Source organism: Mycetocola sp., assembly GCF_046716805.1.
In the GTDB taxonomy this organism is placed as follows: Bacteria; Actinomycetota; Actinomycetes; order Actinomycetales; family Microbacteriaceae; genus Mycetocola_A.
The window spans coordinates 1-16,912 of record NZ_JBKJWH010000124.1; the positions used below are offsets into that span (position 1 = coordinate 1).

A 16,912-nucleotide genomic window follows, 5' to 3' on the forward strand; every position below is an offset into this window, starting at 1 on the left:
CCGCACTGATACCCGAGTAGAGGGTGCGGATGCCGACATCACCGGCCCCGAGGAGCGGCGTCTCGACATCGATAACGGATGCGACGCGCGGCGAGTCAAAGCGGACGAGATGGGGCACGGTGTGTTCTCCAGGGGTTGAGAGTCGATCAGGCGGGTTCGGAGGCAGACGTGGCAGGGCCGACGGCGACGAGCCGCACGACGAACGCCTGCTCCGGGTAGATGCGCGGCGCCTGCAAGCCCACGCGGGAAAGGACGGAGCCGCTAAAGGTCTGAGGCGCGGTGACCCAGTCGGGCTGACCGCTCGCGCTTTTCACCAGAGCCGCGCGCGACAGATCCACGGCCTCGACGCGGTACCGAATGTCATCGCGCAGGCCTGGCAGCCGAACCCGTCCGGGGTGCGCGGCAACGCCGGTCGCCATGCTGACAAAAGCGAAGAGCGCCTGCTCAGCGTCGGCACCGACAACCCCGTGCAGCCAGAACGCAGGGTCGGGATGATCGGCACGCACGACCGTGCCGGAATGCAGCAGTGACCGCTCGCTCTTGTACAGGGCGACCCACGCGGCGAGTTCGTCGAGCTCCTGCTCGCTCGCCAGACGCAGGTCCCACTCGATGCCGAAGGATCCGAACAGAGCGGTGGCCGCACGGAATGACAGGGAGTGCGTGCGGTGCGTGGTATGCGCGACCGGAGCGCCGACGTGGGACCCGATCAGTTCCGGTGGCAGCAGCTGTCCCGTCCAGCGCTGGATGGTCTGGCGCTCCAGCGCGTCGATACAATCGCTCGCCCAGACACGGTCGGTGCGCTCCAGGATGCCAAGATCGATGCGACCTCCGCCCGAAGCGCACGATTCGATCTCGAGCGCCGGGAAACGGCGGCGCAGCTCGTCGATCAGGGCATAGACAGCGAGCGTCTGCCGGTGCACGGCAGCCTCACCGGTGATGCGGTCGCCGCCCTCGACAAGGTCCCGGTTGTGATCCCACTTGACGTAGTCGACGCCGTAACGGTCGATCAGCTCACTCATCGACTCGAGAATGTACGCAAACGCATCCGGGTTGGCGAGGTTCAGCACCTGCTGGTTGCGCCCCGGGCGGGGCATCCGTTCACCCGAACCGAGAATCCAGTCCGGATGCTCGCGGGCGAGATCCGAATCCTCATTCACCATCTCCGGTTCGAACCAGAGCCCGAAATCCATGCCCAGCCCGCGGACGATCGACACGAGCGGGTCGAGGCCGTCGGGCCACACCTCGGTGTCGACCTGCCAGTCACCGAGGCCCGCTTGGTCGTTCCGGCGCCCACGAAACCAGCCGTCGTCGAGCACAAAACGTTCGACGCCGACACGGGCACCCCGCTCGGCGAGCTCGGTGAGCGCGGCGAGATCATGCTGAAAGTAGACCGCTTCCCACGTGTTGAGCACGACAGGACGAGGTGACGTCGGATGGCTGACCTGCGAGCGAAGGTGGCTGTGGAATCGACCGGCGACGGTGTCGAGGCCGTCGCCGTACGCGGCGAAGAGGGCGGGGCTGCGGTACGTCTCTCCCGGCGCCAGCCGCACCTCACCGGGCAGGTGCAGTTCCCCGCCGCCGAGGACACGCAGCCCCCCGAGCCCGAGCTCTGCGTACGTGCGATGGTTACCGCTCCAGGCGGTGTGCACCGCCCACACCTCGCCGCGTTGGAAGCCGAAGCCGGTCGTGCCTACAGCCAGCAGCAGGGTCGCGTCGGAACCGGTGCGGCCCCGTCGGTTCTCGCGCAGGTGGGTGCCTACCCCGAAAGGTGAGCGCTGCGGTGAGCGTTCGCGGAGGTGCCGGCCAGCGAAGTCGAGAATCTCCTGAGCCTCGGTGGGCACCGGAACAGTGAGCCGCACCCCATCCAGTTCGTATTCGTCCGTGCCGGTGTTCCGCAGCGATGCGTCCAGCCGCAGGAGACCGGAATCGAGGAGCGCGATGCTCACCTGGAGCGCGAGACCCGCAGCGGTGTCCGCGGCTTCGACCCGCAGCATCCGCTCCCCCGTTGCCTCGATCAGCTGACGCGAGGTCGCCTGGAACAGAGGCGAGAACCGCCGGCCTGAACGGTGCCCTTCAATTCCCGGCGTCCCGACCCAGCCGTCCGACGGCAGGGGCAGAACGGTGGGCGCGAGGGGAGCGCTCACTCCCTCGACGACGCCGATTCCGTCGGCGGCCGAGCGCAACGCGGCGAGATCGTCCCGATCGAGCGATACGGCCGCACCCCAGTAGAGAATGCGGGGCACAGTCGTCGCGGTGTCCACGACAAGGCTCACGCCGGCCGTGCTGAGGTGGAGGGGCAGATCCGATTCGGCGACCTGAGTTTCAGATGCGGCGGAGGCATCGATGTGGAGAGAAGACATGTCATTCCTTCTCGACGAGCCGCAGCGTTCGCGCCGTCAGTTCGTCGATTGTGATGCGGTCGAAGTCGCGCACGGCACTGCGAACGTGCACGGGTTCGGTGATGAGCAGGGACTCCGGGATGGCGGTCGAGCCGTGCAAAGCACCGAAGACGCTGCCGACGGTGGCCGCGTTTGAGTCGGTGTCACGGCCGCCCTCGATGGCAATACCCACCGCGCTGAGGAAGTCCTCGCCCCAGAGCAGCCCGGCAGCGATCTGTGCGGCGTTGTTGATGGTGTGCACCCAGCTATAGTGGCCCAGCTCCCGGTCGATCGTGTCGAGTGCGTCGACGTACGTCGCTCCCTGTTTGTGGAGTTGAAGCATCCGGGAAAGCGCCTCAGCAAGCCGTGATCCGGCGGGGACGACGACGAGGGAGCGTTCGAGCGCGTCGCGGGCGGATGCCGCGGCGAACGCCGCCGAGATCAGCGCCGCCGCCCACATCGCACCGTACATTCCGTTTCCGACATGCGAGAGCCGGGCGTCGGTGATGGCGAGGGCGGCGGCCGCACCCGGGTTCCCGGGATGCACGTAGCCGTAGACATCGACGCGAATGAGCGCGCCGATCCACTCCCGGTACGGGTTGCGGTGGGTCGCTGTGGCGGGCGGGGTGAAGCCGGCGAGGAGGTTGCGGTAGGCGGCCCGCTCCGCGGTGTACGTCTGAGTGAACGGCATCCGGTCGAGCCAGAGAGCAGCGAGCTGATCGGTGGTGAACTCGCGACCGTGACGCTCGAGCGCGAGCATCCCGAGGATCGTCCAGTCGATGTCGTCGTCGCGTGGGACCTCTTCGAACCGCCCAGCGGTTGCGATGGGAGCGGAGGGATGCAGCCCGGCGACGCCGTCGGGCAGCGGGTCGAGGAGCGGGAGGTAGCCCCGGAGCGGCCAGTGGCCTGCGGCGCGCAGGTAGACCTCCACTTCGGCACGGGTCAGGCCCTCGATCGGCTTGCCGAGCGTGTTGGCGACCGCGCGTCCAAGCCAGGCTCCGCGAATCTGATCGGGCAGGGCCGCAGCGTCGAACCCGGTGCGGGGTGCGGCGGCGCAGAGCGCGCGAAGCACCTGCTCGTCCTGTGGTTCGTCGTATGGCCAGTCCGGCCCGGGCCGCAGCTCACCGAGCCGGGCTTCGATGGTTCCCAGCAGTTCAATGTTCCCGGCCGCGGCCGCATCGCGGGCCACTTCGAGAAGATCCCCGACCGGATATCCGCTCACCTGCAGTTCCTCGGCCTCATCGGGAACGAGGTCACGGGCGTCAAGTACGTCGTGCATTTGTCTAACCTTTCACCGCGCCGGACATGAAGCCCTCGGTCACCTGGCGCTGCAACAGGATGAAGAGGAGGACCACGGGAAGGATCGTGATGAGCGCTCCCGCAGCGAGAGGGCCGATGTCAACGGATCGACCTCCGACGAACAGATAGAGTCCCGTGGTCAGCGGGCGGTATTCCCCGCTGGGCAGGTAGAGGAGCGGCACGAGGAAGTTGTTCCAGTTCGACAGGAAGCTGAACACGGTCAGGGTTCCGATGCCGGGTGCGGCCAGCGGCAGCATCACCTGCGCGAAGATGCGGGCCTCTGACGCACCGTCGATGCGTGCGGCCTGCTCGAGCTCATCGGGAAGGTCGGAGAAAAATGCCCGCATGAAGAAGGCGCCGAACGCCAGCCCGGTCGTCGTCAGCACAAGGATCGTGCCGACGAGGGTGTCGAGCATTCCCATGGTGCGCAGCTGAAAGTACAGCGGAATCATGTAGGCGAAGAACGGCACGAGCAGACCGAGCACCACCGCATAGAACAGGATGTTGCGCCCAGGGAACGGCAGGCGGGCGAACGCGTACCCAGCCATCGTCGACAGCACGACGGTGAGTACGGTGCTGGGGATGGAGAGCAGCACGCTGTCCCACAGGTACGAGCCGAACTCGCCGACCGTCCAGGCCTGCACGATGTTCTCGAACGAGAACGACGAGAAGAGGCCGAACGGATTGACCTTCACGTCCTGCTCCGTCTTGAGTGCGGTGGAGAGGATGAGGATCACCGGGAACAGCGACAGGAGTGACAGGACGATGAGAAGCAGGTGGTGCGAGGCGCGAACGACACGTCGGCGCGGCGAGATGCGGTTTCTCGGGATACTCATACGGACTCCTGAAGCGAGAGCCTGCGCTGCAGGCGGTTGAGCGCGATGGCGAAGGGAACGGCGAGCACGGTGATCACGAGCGCAAGCGCCGTGCCGTAGCTGATGCGGTTGAGCTGGAAGGCATTGCTGTAGGCGTAGGTGCCCAGCACTTCGGTCGCGTTCGACGGACCACCTCCGGTCATGATGAAGACGATGTCGAAGACGGCGAACCCGCCGACCAGCGTAAGCGTGACGATCATCAGGAACACGGGCATGATCTGAGGCAGCACGATGTACCAGACGCGCTGCAGAGAGTTGGCGCCGTCCATCCGTGCCGCATCGAGCAACTCGGCATCGACGTTGCGCAACGACGACAGCAACACGACGAAAACGAATCCGGTGGTCGCCCAGACCGCAGTCACGAGTACTGCATACAGGGCGGTGTTCGGGTTGCCGAGCCATCCTGTCGCGAAGGCGTCGAGGCCGACCAATCGAAGCAGCTGGTTGAGCCAGCCACGCATCGGATCGTAGATCCACCCCCACACCACTCCGGCCGCAACCGCGGGGAGAATGTACGGCAGGAACAGGGCGACACGGTACAGCGTGCTCCCGCGACGCACCCTCCACATCAGGAGGGCGAGCCCCAGGCCGATGACCACGGGTGCCGCCGTGCCGAGGACGATCCAGATGATGTTGTTCAGGAACGCCGGGCCGAGTGCGGGATCGGTGGCGAGTTCGAGAAAGTTGCCGAACCCGACGAACGCGGGCGAGGGGTCGACTCCGTTGTAGTCGAGCATCGAGTAGTAGATGGCGCTCCCGAGGGGGAACAGGAAGAAGACGATCACGAGTACGAGCAGTGGTGCTACGAGGGCGACGCCCAGGCGAGCCTGCGCTCGTCGGGTGACTCGCGGCGCTGAGTAACTTCTGGTCGATGAAGTCATCGTTCTGTCCTGTTTCCCCCTCGCCTTCATTACTTCCGTGCCGCTGTTTCGAGTTCTTCGGCTACTTGCTCCGGAGTCTTCTGCCCCGTGAACAGGGCCTGAAATCCGTCGTACATCGTCTGATTGAAGAGGTCGCTGGCGACCACGTCGATGTTCGTCCCGAGGTCGCTGGTTCCGCCGGCGAAGGTCGCAGTGTCATCGATCACCTGGGTGAGCAACGGCAGCGCCTCGACGTCCTTCGTGTCGATCGGGAACGGAGGGATGGTTCCGAGGTTTTCCACTCCCCACTTGCCGTGCTCCTCCGAGACCAGGAAGTCGACGAACTTGATCGCGGCATCCGGGCTGTCGGTGTTTGCGGAGACGAGCGGACCGGAGCCCAGACCGGCTGTGAAGATTCCGGGGCCGTCTTCGCTCGGGAACGGGATGTAGCCGACCTCGAAGTCGGTGTTCGCCTCAACCTCGGGGATGAACCAGCTACCGGTCGGCAACATGGCTGCCTCTCCGGAGTAGAACAGTGCGGCACCGGCGTCGTAGGAGATTGCGGTCGGGAACTCCGGCAGGTAGCCCGCGTCGTTGAAGCCGGCCCAGAGCGCCAGCGATTCGACGACCTCGGGCGACGTCCAGGAGGCCTTGCCGTCGATCAGGTCGGCGATACCCTCCGAACCCACTCGGCTCGAGAGTGTCATGCTCAGCAGGTGGCCTGCCTGCCAGCCTTCCTGGTCACTCACCGCGAACGGGATGACTCCGGACTCTTTGATGCCGGCGGCCGCCGCCTCGAGGTCGCCGAGGTTCTCGGGCTGGTCGATGCCGAGGTCGTCGAAGATCGTCTTGTTGTAATACACCCCGACCGTCTCGATGTCGCCCGGAATTCCGATCACCTTGCCGTCGACGGTGACGCGCTCCTTCGCGAACTCGTAGATCGGCCACTCGTTCTTCTCGTAGCTCTCCGTGAGGTCATACAGCAGTCCTGCCTCGGCGAGGCTGCCGGCGAAGCTCGGACCCGAGCCCCAGTTGAAGACATCCGGCCCGTCGCCCGACTGAAGCTGGGTCTGCAGGACGGTGCGCATTGTGTCGAAGGGCATCGCATCGATCTCGATAGTGATTCCGGGGTTCTTCTCTTCGAACTCCGCGACCCGGGCCTCGATCATCGGCATGAACTCCGGGTCCTCCTGCTGCTCGATCAGGTAACGAAGGGTGCCGTCGCCCTCCCCCGAAGAGGCAGTCGAGCTGCCCGGTGTGCATCCGCTGAGCAGCAGCGCTAGCGAGCCGATGCCTGCGACAGCGGCGAGTGAGTGGCGAGATGTCATTTCTGTCCTTGGGTGTGAGACGGTGGAGAACGGATGTCCGGTGACCCGGGTGACCTCCGCAAGTTTCGGTTAGAAAGTATTGCGGCTGATCACGCTCTAGACTCTGACTCAGACACCCCCACGTCGGGAGGATATGAGATTAACGGAGGGTAAATAGTTTTGGACCAAAACTATCTAGGTCTCGATCAGCCCACGCGCTATCCCCGCACCTCCCTGGCAGTCGCCGTCGAGGTGCTCGTGCATGGTCCGCGGTCACGCGCACAGCTCGCCGATCGCATGAACCTGTCCCCGGCCAGCCTGACGCGTCTTGTCAAGCCACTGATCGCCGGCGGTGTGCTGATCGAGGCGGAGCCGGTGCGGTCGTCGGCACTCGGTCGCTCCTCTTTGCTGCTCGACGTTGTCGATGATTACCGTTTCATCGGCGTGAAACTCACCGCAGACACCGCTTTCGCCGTACTCACCGATCTGCGCGCGCAGGTGCTCGATAGCGCATCGCTACCGCTGTCGGCGACCACTCCAGACGATGTGGTGCGCACGATCCAGGCCCTGGTTCGTTCACTGGCTCGAGGCGCAACCATCGACGGTGTGGGCATCACCCTCGGCGGGCGCGTGCGGAACGGTGTCGTCGTCGATTCGCCGTATCTGGGCTGGAAGCAGGTCGAGCTGCGGCAGCTGGCATCCGTTGTCCTGGATGCACCTGTGCACGTCGACAACGACGTGATCGGCTTGACGAACGCCGAGCATTGGTTCGGATGGGGGCGCGGGTTTCCCGGATTCGCCCTCCTCACCATTGGCGCCGGTATCGGCTACGGTCTCGTTCTCGGTGATGCACTCGTACCGACGGAGACCGGGCCCGTCGGGCACCTCCCGATCGACCAAGGCGGACCGGTATGCCCGTCAGGCCACCGCGGATGCCTCGCGGCCTACGCGACGGTCGGTTCGATCACCGCGGCCGCCTCCGTCGGGCACCAGCGCACGCTCGGTTTCGACGAGGTGATCGCGCTTGCCCAAGAGGGCGACCTGATCGCGACCCGTGTGCTCAGCGACGCAGCGTGGGCGGTCGGTCGCGCCGCCTCGATGATCAGCGACGTCACATCCGTACGCCGCGTCATCCTGTCGGGCGAAGCTGTCCCACTCGCCGAGACCGCGGGGGACTCACTCGCCGCAGGCCTCAACCAGTATCGCGCCGTGGATGTACCGCCGGTCGACGTCGTGATTCAGCCCGCTGACTTTTTTGAGTGGGCGCGGGGTGCAGCGGTCGTGGCTCTGCAGCGGGAGTTCCCTCGTGCGCCTGGACCAAGGGCAGGAATCGAGTGACGTCCTGAGAACGCCGGCCGAACTACTCTCGATGGCGGACTCCCGCACGGTTTCCAGCGGCGCCCGGAGGGGCCTTATCCGCGATTCACTTTTCTTCTCTCAGGCCGGGGTGCCGGGGGTCGAAGGTTTAAGCAGGTCCTTGTGGTGGATCTCCGCCACATTCGGGTGCGCCCGCAGGCGGTACCGGAGCGCGTTGTCTCCATAGGTGTCGAGGATCGGGCTGTTCGTCGGGTCGACCGAGAGGCCACGAGCCGCCGCGGCAAGTTCGGGGTCCAGCTCGAGTCTCGGCATCACCGTGTCGAGCGCCGGGTTGAAGAAGAACGGCACCGAGATGCGGTCCGACCCGATCGGCGGTGAGAACACCTTGTGCAGCGTCGCCTTGAGGTAGCCGCCGGTCGCGAGCTCGAGCATCTCGCCGATGTTCACGACGAATGCCCCGGGGATCGAGGGCGCATCGATCCACTCACCGTTGAACTCAACCTGCAGGCCTTCCTTGTCCGGCTCGACCAGCAGCAGGGTGAGCACTCCGCCGTCGCGGTGCGCCCCGACGCCCTGCTTGCGCTCGGCGCCGGACTCGCCGGGGTACCGCACGATCTTCGTCAGCGCGAACGGCTTGTCGGCGAAGGCTTCATCAAAGGCATCCTCGGGGGCACCGAGCGCCAACGCCCAGGCGCGCAGCAACCGCAGGGAGACACGGCTGAGTTCGTCGTTCCACCGCTCGGCGACCGTCTGCAGTTCCGGCAGCGACTCGGGCCACAGGTTGGGACCTTCGAGGCGCCAGTAGTCGGGCGTTCCTGCGGTCAGCTCGACGGCATCCCGTTCGGGTCCGATGTCGATCTGCTCACGCCAGTCAACGTCACCGTGGGTGAGTTCACCGCCGACGCGGGTGTACCCGCGGAACTGCGGGCTGTGCACGTTCTCGAGCTTGAGCTTCTCTTCGGTCGGCAGGTCGAAGAACCGGCGTGAGACATCGAGGAGGTCGTCGATGAGCTCCCGGTCGACGCCGTGGCCGACGAGGTAGAAGAACCCGACCTCATGGGTCGCACGCAGCAGGTCGGCACGGAACGCGGCGGCTTCATCGGCGCCGGCATCCAGTCGGGAGAAGTCGAGGATCGGAAGGCTTGAGCTCATGCCTCCATGCTGGCACGCCGAAGTGGATGCTCCGGCCAATGTGACGAGCGGCGGTGAGCAGGCCGGTGTCCCGATCCAGAATTGCTACTTCCAGTCATCACGTTGCTTCCGTCTGATCAAATACTCATGAAACTTCGGCGCCGTGTATTCATAAAGCCCCTTCTGTGTTCTGTAGACCACACCCTGTTCCGCGAGCCGGCCCATGAGAACGTTGACGTTGCCCTGCTTGCGAGAAGTGACCTTGTGTATGTCCGATGTTCGCAGCGGCGGATAGTCACACTCAGCAGTCAGCAGGAGCAGGTCTTGCTCAGCCGGGGTCAGGGAGTCAATCCTCGTATCGTAGAAGTCGTGGTCGAGACGTTTGAAGATAACCCCCCTCAAGCCCTCCAACAACTCGGGCGAAAGTGTCTCGAACTCGACGCTCTCCGCCTCCTCCCACAACTCCGCGCCCCACAGCTGCACGAAGTACGGGTACCCCTCCACATCCTCGATCACATCGCGAACGAGCTCATCGGAGGCGGTTTTCCCTGTTCCCTCCAACGGACGCAGGAAGGCTTCCCGGGTCTCCTCTCGAGACAGCCGCCCGACTTCTTCGCCGCGGAACATCCGTTCGCTGTAAGTGCGCGCCTTGAGAAGGTTCGCTTTCAGCGTCGGCAAACCACATAGCACGAGAGCCACAGGCACCTGTTGCTCCTGAAGGCGGTTCACTGCTGCAACGAGGAGCGAGAGCGGATGCTGCCCGTCACGATCCTTCTCGTCCACCAAAACTTGCGCCTCATCGAGCATGATGATGAGTCCCGGCTTCCCTGCAGAAAGAGCGATACGAGTGGTTTCCAGAATTTCACTCGCCAGATTCACCGTTTGGGAATCCATCGTCCCGCCGAAGCTCACCGTCACATCCTCGATGGTCACGCTGGCGAGCGATCGGACCGATTCGACGATGTTCTCGGCTCGTTGTTTCAGCTTCTGCATCCGGGAGATTTCTGCCCGAACGCTTTCCAACGCTGAACTGAGAAGACCGACGATTGCATCGTCGCGGTTGTGACGAGGCTCTAATTGCAGCCTGCATGCAGCCCAATTCAGTTCCCCTTTAGTCACCTCCTCGAAGTGCTTGAGCAACACGGTCTTGCCCACGCCCCGGAGCCCAGTGATTCGGTAATTAGCAGGAATCTCGGGGGCGCCACGCAGAATTGCACGAAGTATTCTCTCCTGAGATTCACGACCAGCGAGAAAGAGTGGTGCATTCGCGGCACCTGGACGATAGGGATTTTTCACTGCGCCCCGGCCCTCCGCTGACAACAAAACTTCTTGATTACTGACGATAATAACAGAAAGTAGTTAGAGGCGAATAGCCGGGCAAGGGAGAGCACCCACTCTCAACGAGCTAGTTGGCAAGGTTGAAGGTATGTGAATTTGACGAAAACGTTCAGTGCAGACGCCTCAGCAGGTTTCCACCCAGCAGGGGCGCCAATATCTAATGGAGACATGTCCCCTTTCACTCGCCGTGATGTCCTGCGTGCTGCCGGCACCCTCGCAGCGGCAGGCACTTTCGCCGCGGTCGGCGCCGACGCCAGCACACGAGCAGGCGCCGCTGTCACCGCCGCGCCGGCCGCAACAACCGCATTCCGCCACGGTGTCGCCTCAGGAGATCCGCTTCCCGATGGCATCCTGCTCTGGACCCGGGTGACTCCGACCGAGAACTCACTGCCAGGTTCAGGCCAGGGGCCACAAGTGAAGGTCACCTGGGAAGTATCCAACTCACCCGACTTCCGGCGCATCGTCGCCCGGGGAAACACACCCACCGGACCGGCACGCGACCATACCGTCAAGGCGGAAGCCAGCGGCCTGAAACCTGGGACGACCTATTGGTACCGCTTCACAATGGGCAAGGACGTGTCGGCCGTCGGTCGCACCCGCACAGCGCCCGCCCCCGGTGCGGCGGTGGACCGGCTGCGTATCGGCGTTGTGTCTTGCGCCAACCTGCAGGCAGGCTGGTTCTCCTCCTACCGTCACCTCGCGGCGCAGCAAGACCTCGACCTCGTCCTGCATCTGGGCGACTACCTCTACGAGTACGCTCCCGGCCAGTATCAGGCCCGGGATGTCGTCGTCCGGCCCCACGACCCGGCGGTCGAGATGACCGTCCTGGAGCACTACCGGCGTCGGCACGCGCAGTACAAGCAGGACGCCGACCTTCAGGCGCTTCACGCTGCCGCACCATTCGTCGTGACCTGGGACGACCATGAATTAACGAACGACGCCTGGTCCGGCGGCGCCGAAAACCACACCGAAGGCGCAGAAGGTTCGTGGGAGAACCGCCGCGCGGCAGCGCAGCAGGCCTACGCCGAGTGGATGCCGGTGCGCTACGACGCTGGCGGTCAGCTTTACCGCCGTCTCACCTTCGGCTCGCTGGCCAGTATCTCGATGCTGGACCTGCGCACCTACCGCGACGAACAGGCATCCGGTGTCACCGACGAAGCCATTGACAGCCCGGACCGCACCATCACCGGTGAAGCCCAAATGGACTGGCTGCTCGACGGGCTCTCGTCACAGGAGACCCAGTGGAAACTGGTCGGCAATCCCGTCATGATCACTCCGATTCGGTTCCCGTCCACCCTCAGCACGACTGAGGTTGGCGCGATGCAGCAACTCCTCGGTACGACAACGGTCGACGGTGTGCCTTACAACGTCGACCAGTGGGATGGCTACGGCGCCGACCAGTCCAGGGTCCTGCGTCATCTTCGCGACCGGGCGATCACTGACACGGTGTTCCTCACCGGAGACATTCACTCCGGTTGGGCCTGCGACCTTCCGGCGGACCCCCTGACCTACCCCCTCAACGGAAAATCCGTCGGTGTGGAACTGGTCTGCACCTCTGTCACCAGCGACAACCTCGATGACATCCTGCGGGTTCCCCCACGGACCGCGTCGCTTGCCGTCGAAGCGGCGCTCAAGGCCAACAACCCGCAGGTGAAATACCTCGACTTCGATTCCCACGGCTATTCGATGCTCGAAGTGTCTCCCAGTGGGGCCCGGATGGACTGGTACGTCCTTGAGGAACGGACGGACCCGGCCTCAGGTGCTTCTCTTCAGCAGTCCTGGCAGGTAGCCGCAGGAACGCAGAAAGTGACCCAAGCATGAGCGCATCCCTCCCCGTCAATGAGGGCGCAACCCGCCGGCAGATTCTCCGCTGGGGTGCCGTCGGCGGAGCCGCCGTCGTGCTTTCCGGCGCCCCGGAGGCCGCATGGGCGAAGCGCCGAGGACCGGCAGAGCGGGTACGGGCCTATGTGCTGGTTGTCGACGGCTGCCGTCCAGACGAGATCACCCCACTGCTCACTCCGCGCCTGGCGGCGCTTCGCGCTGGCGGCACCTCCTATCCGGCGGCACGATCGCTTCCGGTGATGGAAACCATCCCCAACCACGTCATGATGATGACCGGGGCCCGGCCCGACCGGACCGGGGTTCCGGCCAACAAAATCTTCGACCGGGCCGAAGGCGTCCAGCGCGACCTCGACCGGCCAACGGACCTCCGCTTCCCGACCATTCTCGAGCGGCTCAATAAAAAGGGCCGGACGACCGGCACCGTCCTGAGCAAGGAGTATCTCTACGGGATTTTCGGCGAGCGCGCTACCTACCGTTGGGAACCCTCGCCCATCGTTCCCGTCAGCGGACACGCTCCGGACGCCGCCACCATGGACGCGCTTCTCGCCATGGTCGATGCCGCTGATCCCGATCTGACCTTCGCCAATCTTGGAGACGTCGATCGACTGGGTCACAGTGACCTCAGCGGAACCACGCTGCAGGCGGCGAGAACTGCGGCATTGGTGTCCACAGACGCTCAGGTCGGCCGCTTTGTCGATCACCTCACCGAAACCGGCAAATGGGAAACCAGCGTGGTGATGGTCCTCGCTGACCACTCAATGGACTGGTCGATTCCAACGAATGTCATCTCTGTGGACCTGATCCTCAGGGCGCGTGAGGACCTGCGTTCGCAGGTGGTCATCGCGCAGAACGGGGGAGCGGACCTGCTGTACTGGACCGGCCCCGACGAAGCCAAAGCGTCAGCGCTGTCGGAGGTGTCCCGACTCGTGTCAGCGCACCCCGGCGTGCTCGCCGTCTCGGACCCAGGCAGCCTTCGTCTCGGGTCGGAAGCAGGCGACCTGATCGTCACCTGCCGGGCGGGCTGGCGCTTCTCGGATCCCTTTGTGTTGTCCAATCCCATTCCGGGCAATCACGGGCATCCGGCCACAGAACCCATCCCTTTCTTCATCGGCGGGGGCAGCCCACGTGTCCGTCGAGGAGCAGTCTCCTCCGAGCAGGCGCGAACCATAGACATCGCGCCGACCGTGGGCTACCTGTTCGGCTTGGGTGCACCGGCCGGCGGTTACGACGGTGCCGCCCGGAGCAGCGCCTTCACCGCATGAGACGGTGAGCGTGCAGTGACCGCCCGGACCCCCCGTCGGGCGGATGCCGCTGGCTCAGTCAGCGGGTGCGGCTCATGCTACCCACGCAGGTCGAGTACGGACACCGCTTAGACCGTCACGACGACCTTGCCGCGCGGGCTGCCCGCGTGGAGGTACTCGATCGCTTCTGCTGCCTTCTCGAGCGGGAACACCCTGTCTATCGCGGGCGTGATGCTGCCGTCGGCGAGCATGTCGCGCAGCGTTTCGAGAGCCGGCTGGTCCTCCTCGGAGATCAGGCCGATCAGTCTCTGGCTGGCGAAAGCCGAGACGAGCGGAGCGCGGAGCGAACGGCCGAAGCCGCCCAACAGCCAGCCACCGCCCTCACCACCGACGATGACGAGGGTGCCGTACCGAACCAGTACCCCGCGCAGGCGCGAGAGCGAGTTGTGCCCGGCCGTGTCGACGATGAGGTGGTAGCGCTCCCCGTCGTCGGTGAAGTCCTCCCAGTCGTAGTCGATCACGCGCTGCGCACCGAGGGTTCGCACGAAGTCGACCTTCGACGCGCTGCACACGCCGGTCACCGTGGCGCCGAGGGCAACCGCGATCTGCACAGCGAACGAGCCGACACCACCACCGGCGCCCAGGACCAGCACTCTTTCGCCCGCCCGCAGGCGACCGGCATCGCGCAAGGCGTGGAGTGCCGCACTTCCCGACACCGGAACCGCCGCCGCCTGCTCGAAGCTGATTGTCGCCGGCTTGAGGGCGAGCCGGTCCTCTGAGGTGCGCACGAACTCGGCGAAACTGCCCTCGAGAGTGGTGCCGAACACCTCGTCCCCCGGCTTGAACCGGGTCACGTTCTTGCCGACCTCGGCGACGAGGCCCGCGACATCCCGCCCCGGGGTTTTCTGCTTCGGCGCCCGCAGGCCGAAGCCGATCAGGCGCAGGAGGTACGGCTTGCCGGCCGTGACGTGCCACACGCCGGCGTCGACACCGGCGGCGCGCACACGGACGAGCACATCGTTGTCGCCGGGCGTCGGAGGTTCCCGCTCCTCGATGCGGAGCACCTCTGGCGCGCCGTACCGGTCCTGGGTCACTGCCTTCATGTCTGCTCCTCGGTGAGTCGAACGTCGGGTACCTGCTGCCTCAGCCGAAGTCTCGCAACAAACGAGGGGTTGCGATAGGGCCAGCGCCGAGCAGGAGCCGGCTAGCCGTGCCCTGCCGACATGCTCGCGCGGGTGAAAGTGTCGCGCGCGGGTGCTGATTCACGTACGCCACGCCAGAACACCCGCGGGACGGCTCTACTCGGCCGCTGCCGGCGCTGGGGCCGCAGCGTGTCCGTTCCCGTTGGTCGATCCGGCGCCCACCGGAACCGGCGCGGCGGCCGCATCGGCAGCAGACGACCGACCTCCGACGAATCCGTTGAGCAGAGCGGCGAGGTCGATGCCCGTCGAGTCCTTGAGCAGCTGGGTGACCTCGGTCACGTTGCCGACGACCTGTTTCGACAGGTGCGAGGCACCATCGGTGGAGATGACGGTGAGGTTGTCAATTGCGGCGTACGGGGCAGCCAGCTGGCGAGCGATCTCGGGCAGGATCTCGATCGCCCGCTGCTGCAGCAGCGCCTCGGACTCGTCCCGGAGTGCCGCGACCCGCAGCTCAGTGGCGCGAGCCTCGGCCTCACCCTTGGCGAAGATGGCGGCGGCCTCCGCCTCACCCTCCGCACGCGTTGCTTCAGCTTCGGCAATACGCCGGTCACGGTCCGCCTTCGCCTCTGCGACGACCTGGGCTGCGTGCGCCTCGGCGATCTGACGGATGCGGTAGGACTCGGCATCCGCTGTCTTGCGCACATCCGCGTTGAGCTGCTGCTCACGGAGGGCGGTCTCGCGCTGCGCGGTGACCTCACGCTGCTGCAGGATGCCCTGCTGGGCGAATGCTTCAGCGAGCGGCTTGGCGGCCTCGGCTTCGGCGAGCGCCTTGTCGGTCTCCATCTTGATCGACGCGTTCTTCAGCGACAGTTCACGGTTGGCGTCAGCGATGGCCTCGGCCGCCTCGATGCGGGCCTGCTCGGATGCGCGAGCAGACACCGACTCGGCGATCTCAGCGGCCTGGCGCACCCGCGCCTGCTCGGGTCGGCCGAGGTCGGTGATGTAGCCCTTGTCGTCGGCGATTTCCTTGATCTGGAAGGTGTCGACGTCGAGACCCTGGTTGAGCAGCGAGGTGCGGGCCGCTTCGATGACCTGCTCGGCGAGGCCGGCGCGGTCGCGGATGATCTCCTCGACGGTGAGGTTACCGATCGAGCTCCGCAACGAACCGGACAGCACCTCCTGGGTGAACGGTTCGATGTGCTGGTCCTGCCCGAGAAACCGCTGCGCCGCTGAGCGGATCGCACCGTCACTGTCGCCGACCTTCACCACGGCGACGGCCTCGATCCGGATCGTCACGCCGTTGCGGGTCTGCGCCACCACCTGGATGCCGATGGCGCGCGAACGCAGCGACATCGAGAATTGCTTCTGCAGGAACGGGATGACGAAAACACCGCCGCCCTGAACGACCTTTTGCCCGGTCAGATCGGTGATCGTGCGGCCGTCGGCTCCGACGGATTTGCGCGCGCGGCGCCCGGTGACGATGATCGCCTCGTCGGGCTGCGCGATCTTGTAGCGGCTCTGGACGAACCCGATGACGATGAGCACCACGACGATGCCCACCACAACGGCGAAGACAACCGGGCTGAACAAGACGGCTAGCAATTCCATGATTCCCCTCGACGCCGGCGGTCCTGACGGCGCCCCCAGCCTAGTGGGGCGGTATTTCCCGCCGTCGGGAACGGATGCCCCACGTTCGGGCGTTCGCAACAGCGGAGAACTCGGCTCATTCCGCGGGATTCGGGCCGGGACGGCCTGCTTCCGTGAGAATCTCCGCAGTAACGAACCGGCAGACCGCACCCGAGCCGGCGAAAGAGCGCCGGCTCACGCTTCGACAGGGCGGAAGAGGGCTCAGGCCGTGATCGTCATCTGCTGCACGAGGTCGTCCTCCACGGTGAAGCTGAAGTGGCTCTCCCCGGTGAAGCCCTCGCCGCCGACCGTTGCGGTGAACGTCGTGTACTCACCCGTCGTGATCTCGGCGGTCACGTCGAGGGTGACGTGCATGCCGATGAACTCGGCATCCGACCACTCCTGAATCTCCTCGCGACCGCTGAACACGCGACCGCGGTCGTCGACCGTGCCCTCCGGGGCGAAGGTGTCGAGAAAGCCCTGGCTGTCTCCGGAGTTGGCTGCAGCAACCAGCCGGGCCACCGGCTCAGGAAGTGTGGACGCCATGTCGGTCCCT

13 protein-coding genes are annotated in these 16,912 nt (G+C 65.3%); 3 read left to right on the forward strand and 10 right to left on the reverse strand.

Annotated features, from left to right (window positions below; translation table 11 throughout):
- Positions 1-146: 146 nt before the first annotated feature.
- From ACLQ62_RS09725 to ACLQ62_RS09745, 5 genes are read right to left on the reverse strand one after another with little or no spacing between them, the layout of a single operon-like run.
- Positions 147-2,360, reverse strand: coding sequence for an alpha-galactosidase (locus ACLQ62_RS09725; RefSeq protein ID WP_411721431.1), 2,214 nt, complete (start codon positions 2,358-2,360; stop codon positions 147-149).
- Between the two features lies 1 nt (position 2,361).
- The gene (locus ACLQ62_RS09730) at positions 2,362-3,657 is read right to left on the reverse strand and encodes an ADP-ribosylglycohydrolase family protein (RefSeq protein WP_411721432.1); all 1,296 of its coding nucleotides are present in this window, start codon (positions 3,655-3,657) and stop codon (positions 2,362-2,364) included.
- A gap of 4 nt (positions 3,658-3,661) precedes the next feature.
- Entirely contained in the window at positions 3,662-4,513 is an 852-nt protein-coding gene (locus ACLQ62_RS09735) for a carbohydrate ABC transporter permease (protein WP_411721433.1), read from the reverse strand.
- On the reverse strand, positions 4,510-5,433 hold the full coding sequence (locus ACLQ62_RS09740) for a carbohydrate ABC transporter permease (protein WP_411721434.1): 924 nt from the start codon (positions 5,431-5,433) through the stop codon (positions 4,510-4,512). Before ACLQ62_RS09740 ends, ACLQ62_RS09735 begins: the two co-directional genes overlap by 4 nt.
- A 29-nt stretch (positions 5,434-5,462) precedes the next feature.
- Positions 5,463-6,740: an ABC transporter substrate-binding protein gene (locus ACLQ62_RS09745; RefSeq protein WP_411721435.1), complete on the reverse strand. Its 1,278-nt coding sequence runs from the start codon at positions 6,738-6,740 to the stop codon at positions 5,463-5,465.
- Between the two features lie 159 nt (positions 6,741-6,899).
- Here ACLQ62_RS09745 and ACLQ62_RS09750 point away from each other — a divergent pair, with 159 nt between their 5' ends.
- Positions 6,900-8,057 (forward strand): ROK family protein, encoded by a 1,158-nt coding sequence (locus tag ACLQ62_RS09750; RefSeq protein ID WP_411721436.1) that lies wholly within the window; start codon positions 6,900-6,902, stop codon positions 8,055-8,057.
- Between the two features lie 99 nt (positions 8,058-8,156).
- Here the strand turns inward: ACLQ62_RS09750 and ACLQ62_RS09755 are convergent, their stop codons facing one another.
- Together ACLQ62_RS09755 and ACLQ62_RS09760 are read right to left on the reverse strand one after the other, a co-directional pair.
- Positions 8,157-9,188, reverse strand: a complete 1,032-nt coding sequence (locus tag ACLQ62_RS09755) for an isopenicillin N synthase family dioxygenase (RefSeq protein WP_411721437.1) — start codon at positions 9,186-9,188, stop codon at positions 8,157-8,159.
- Positions 9,189-9,272: 84 nt separating this feature from the next.
- On the reverse strand, positions 9,273-10,322 hold the full coding sequence (locus ACLQ62_RS09760) for a hypothetical protein (protein WP_411721438.1): 1,050 nt from the start codon (positions 10,320-10,322) through the stop codon (positions 9,273-9,275).
- A 351-nt stretch (positions 10,323-10,673) separates the two neighbouring features.
- Between ACLQ62_RS09760 and ACLQ62_RS09765 the strand changes: the two genes are divergently transcribed.
- Both ACLQ62_RS09765 and ACLQ62_RS09770 read left to right on the forward strand, forming a co-directional pair.
- On the forward strand, positions 10,674-12,326 hold the full coding sequence (locus tag ACLQ62_RS09765; protein ID WP_411721439.1) for an alkaline phosphatase D family protein: 1,653 nt from the start codon (positions 10,674-10,676) through the stop codon (positions 12,324-12,326).
- Positions 12,323-13,609, forward strand: coding sequence for an alkaline phosphatase family protein (locus ACLQ62_RS09770; RefSeq protein WP_411721440.1), 1,287 nt, complete (start codon positions 12,323-12,325; stop codon positions 13,607-13,609). The genes ACLQ62_RS09765 and ACLQ62_RS09770 overlap by 4 nt, the downstream gene beginning before the upstream one ends.
- A 107-nt stretch (positions 13,610-13,716) precedes the next feature.
- On the opposite strand, the gene ACLQ62_RS09775 is transcribed toward ACLQ62_RS09770, so the two are convergent.
- From ACLQ62_RS09775 to ACLQ62_RS09785, 3 genes are all read right to left on the reverse strand, one after another.
- Positions 13,717-14,691 carry an NAD(P)-dependent alcohol dehydrogenase gene (locus ACLQ62_RS09775; RefSeq protein ID WP_411721441.1) on the reverse strand — a complete coding sequence of 325 codons (975 nt, stop codon included), beginning with the start codon at positions 14,689-14,691 and terminating at the stop codon, positions 13,717-13,719.
- Positions 14,692-14,886: 195 nt separating this feature from the next.
- A complete protein-coding gene (locus tag ACLQ62_RS09780) occupies positions 14,887-16,338 on the reverse strand; it encodes a flotillin family protein (RefSeq protein WP_411721442.1) in 1,452 nt (483 codons plus the stop codon).
- Positions 16,339-16,578: 240 nt separating this feature from the next.
- Positions 16,579-16,902, reverse strand: a complete 324-nt coding sequence (locus ACLQ62_RS09785) for a nuclear transport factor 2 family protein (protein ID WP_411721443.1) — start codon at positions 16,900-16,902, stop codon at positions 16,579-16,581.
- Positions 16,903-16,912 lie beyond the last annotated feature (10 nt).

Bases quoted from the DNA above. Each gene is read 5' to 3' on its own strand.
- ACLQ62_RS09775 (WP_411721441.1), bottom strand. From the start codon at position 14,691: ATGAAGGCAGTGACCCAGGACCGGTACGGCGCGCCAGAGGTGCTCCGC.
- ACLQ62_RS09785 (WP_411721443.1), bottom strand. From the start codon at position 16,902: ATGGCGTCCACACTTCCTGAGCCGGTGGCCCGGCTGGTTGCTGCAGCC.
- ACLQ62_RS09780 (WP_411721442.1), bottom strand. From the start codon at position 16,338: ATGGAATTGCTAGCCGTCTTGTTCAGCCCGGTTGTCTTCGCCGTTGTG.
- ACLQ62_RS09745 (WP_411721435.1), bottom strand. From the start codon at position 6,740: ATGACATCTCGCCACTCACTCGCCGCTGTCGCAGGCATCGGCTCGCTA.
- ACLQ62_RS09740 (WP_411721434.1), bottom strand. From the start codon at position 5,433: ATGACTTCATCGACCAGAAGTTACTCAGCGCCGCGAGTCACCCGACGA.
- ACLQ62_RS09725 (WP_411721431.1), bottom strand. From the start codon at position 2,360: ATGTCTTCTCTCCACATCGATGCCTCCGCCGCATCTGAAACTCAGGTC.
- ACLQ62_RS09735 (WP_411721433.1), bottom strand. From the start codon at position 4,513: ATGAGTATCCCGAGAAACCGCATCTCGCCGCGCCGACGTGTCGTTCGC.
- ACLQ62_RS09755 (WP_411721437.1), bottom strand. From the start codon at position 9,188: ATGAGCTCAAGCCTTCCGATCCTCGACTTCTCCCGACTGGATGCCGGC.
- ACLQ62_RS09730 (WP_411721432.1), bottom strand. From the start codon at position 3,657: ATGCACGACGTACTTGACGCCCGTGACCTCGTTCCCGATGAGGCCGAG.
- ACLQ62_RS09765 (WP_411721439.1), top strand. From the start codon at position 10,674: ATGTCCCCTTTCACTCGCCGTGATGTCCTGCGTGCTGCCGGCACCCTC.
- ACLQ62_RS09770 (WP_411721440.1), top strand. From the start codon at position 12,323: ATGAGCGCATCCCTCCCCGTCAATGAGGGCGCAACCCGCCGGCAGATT.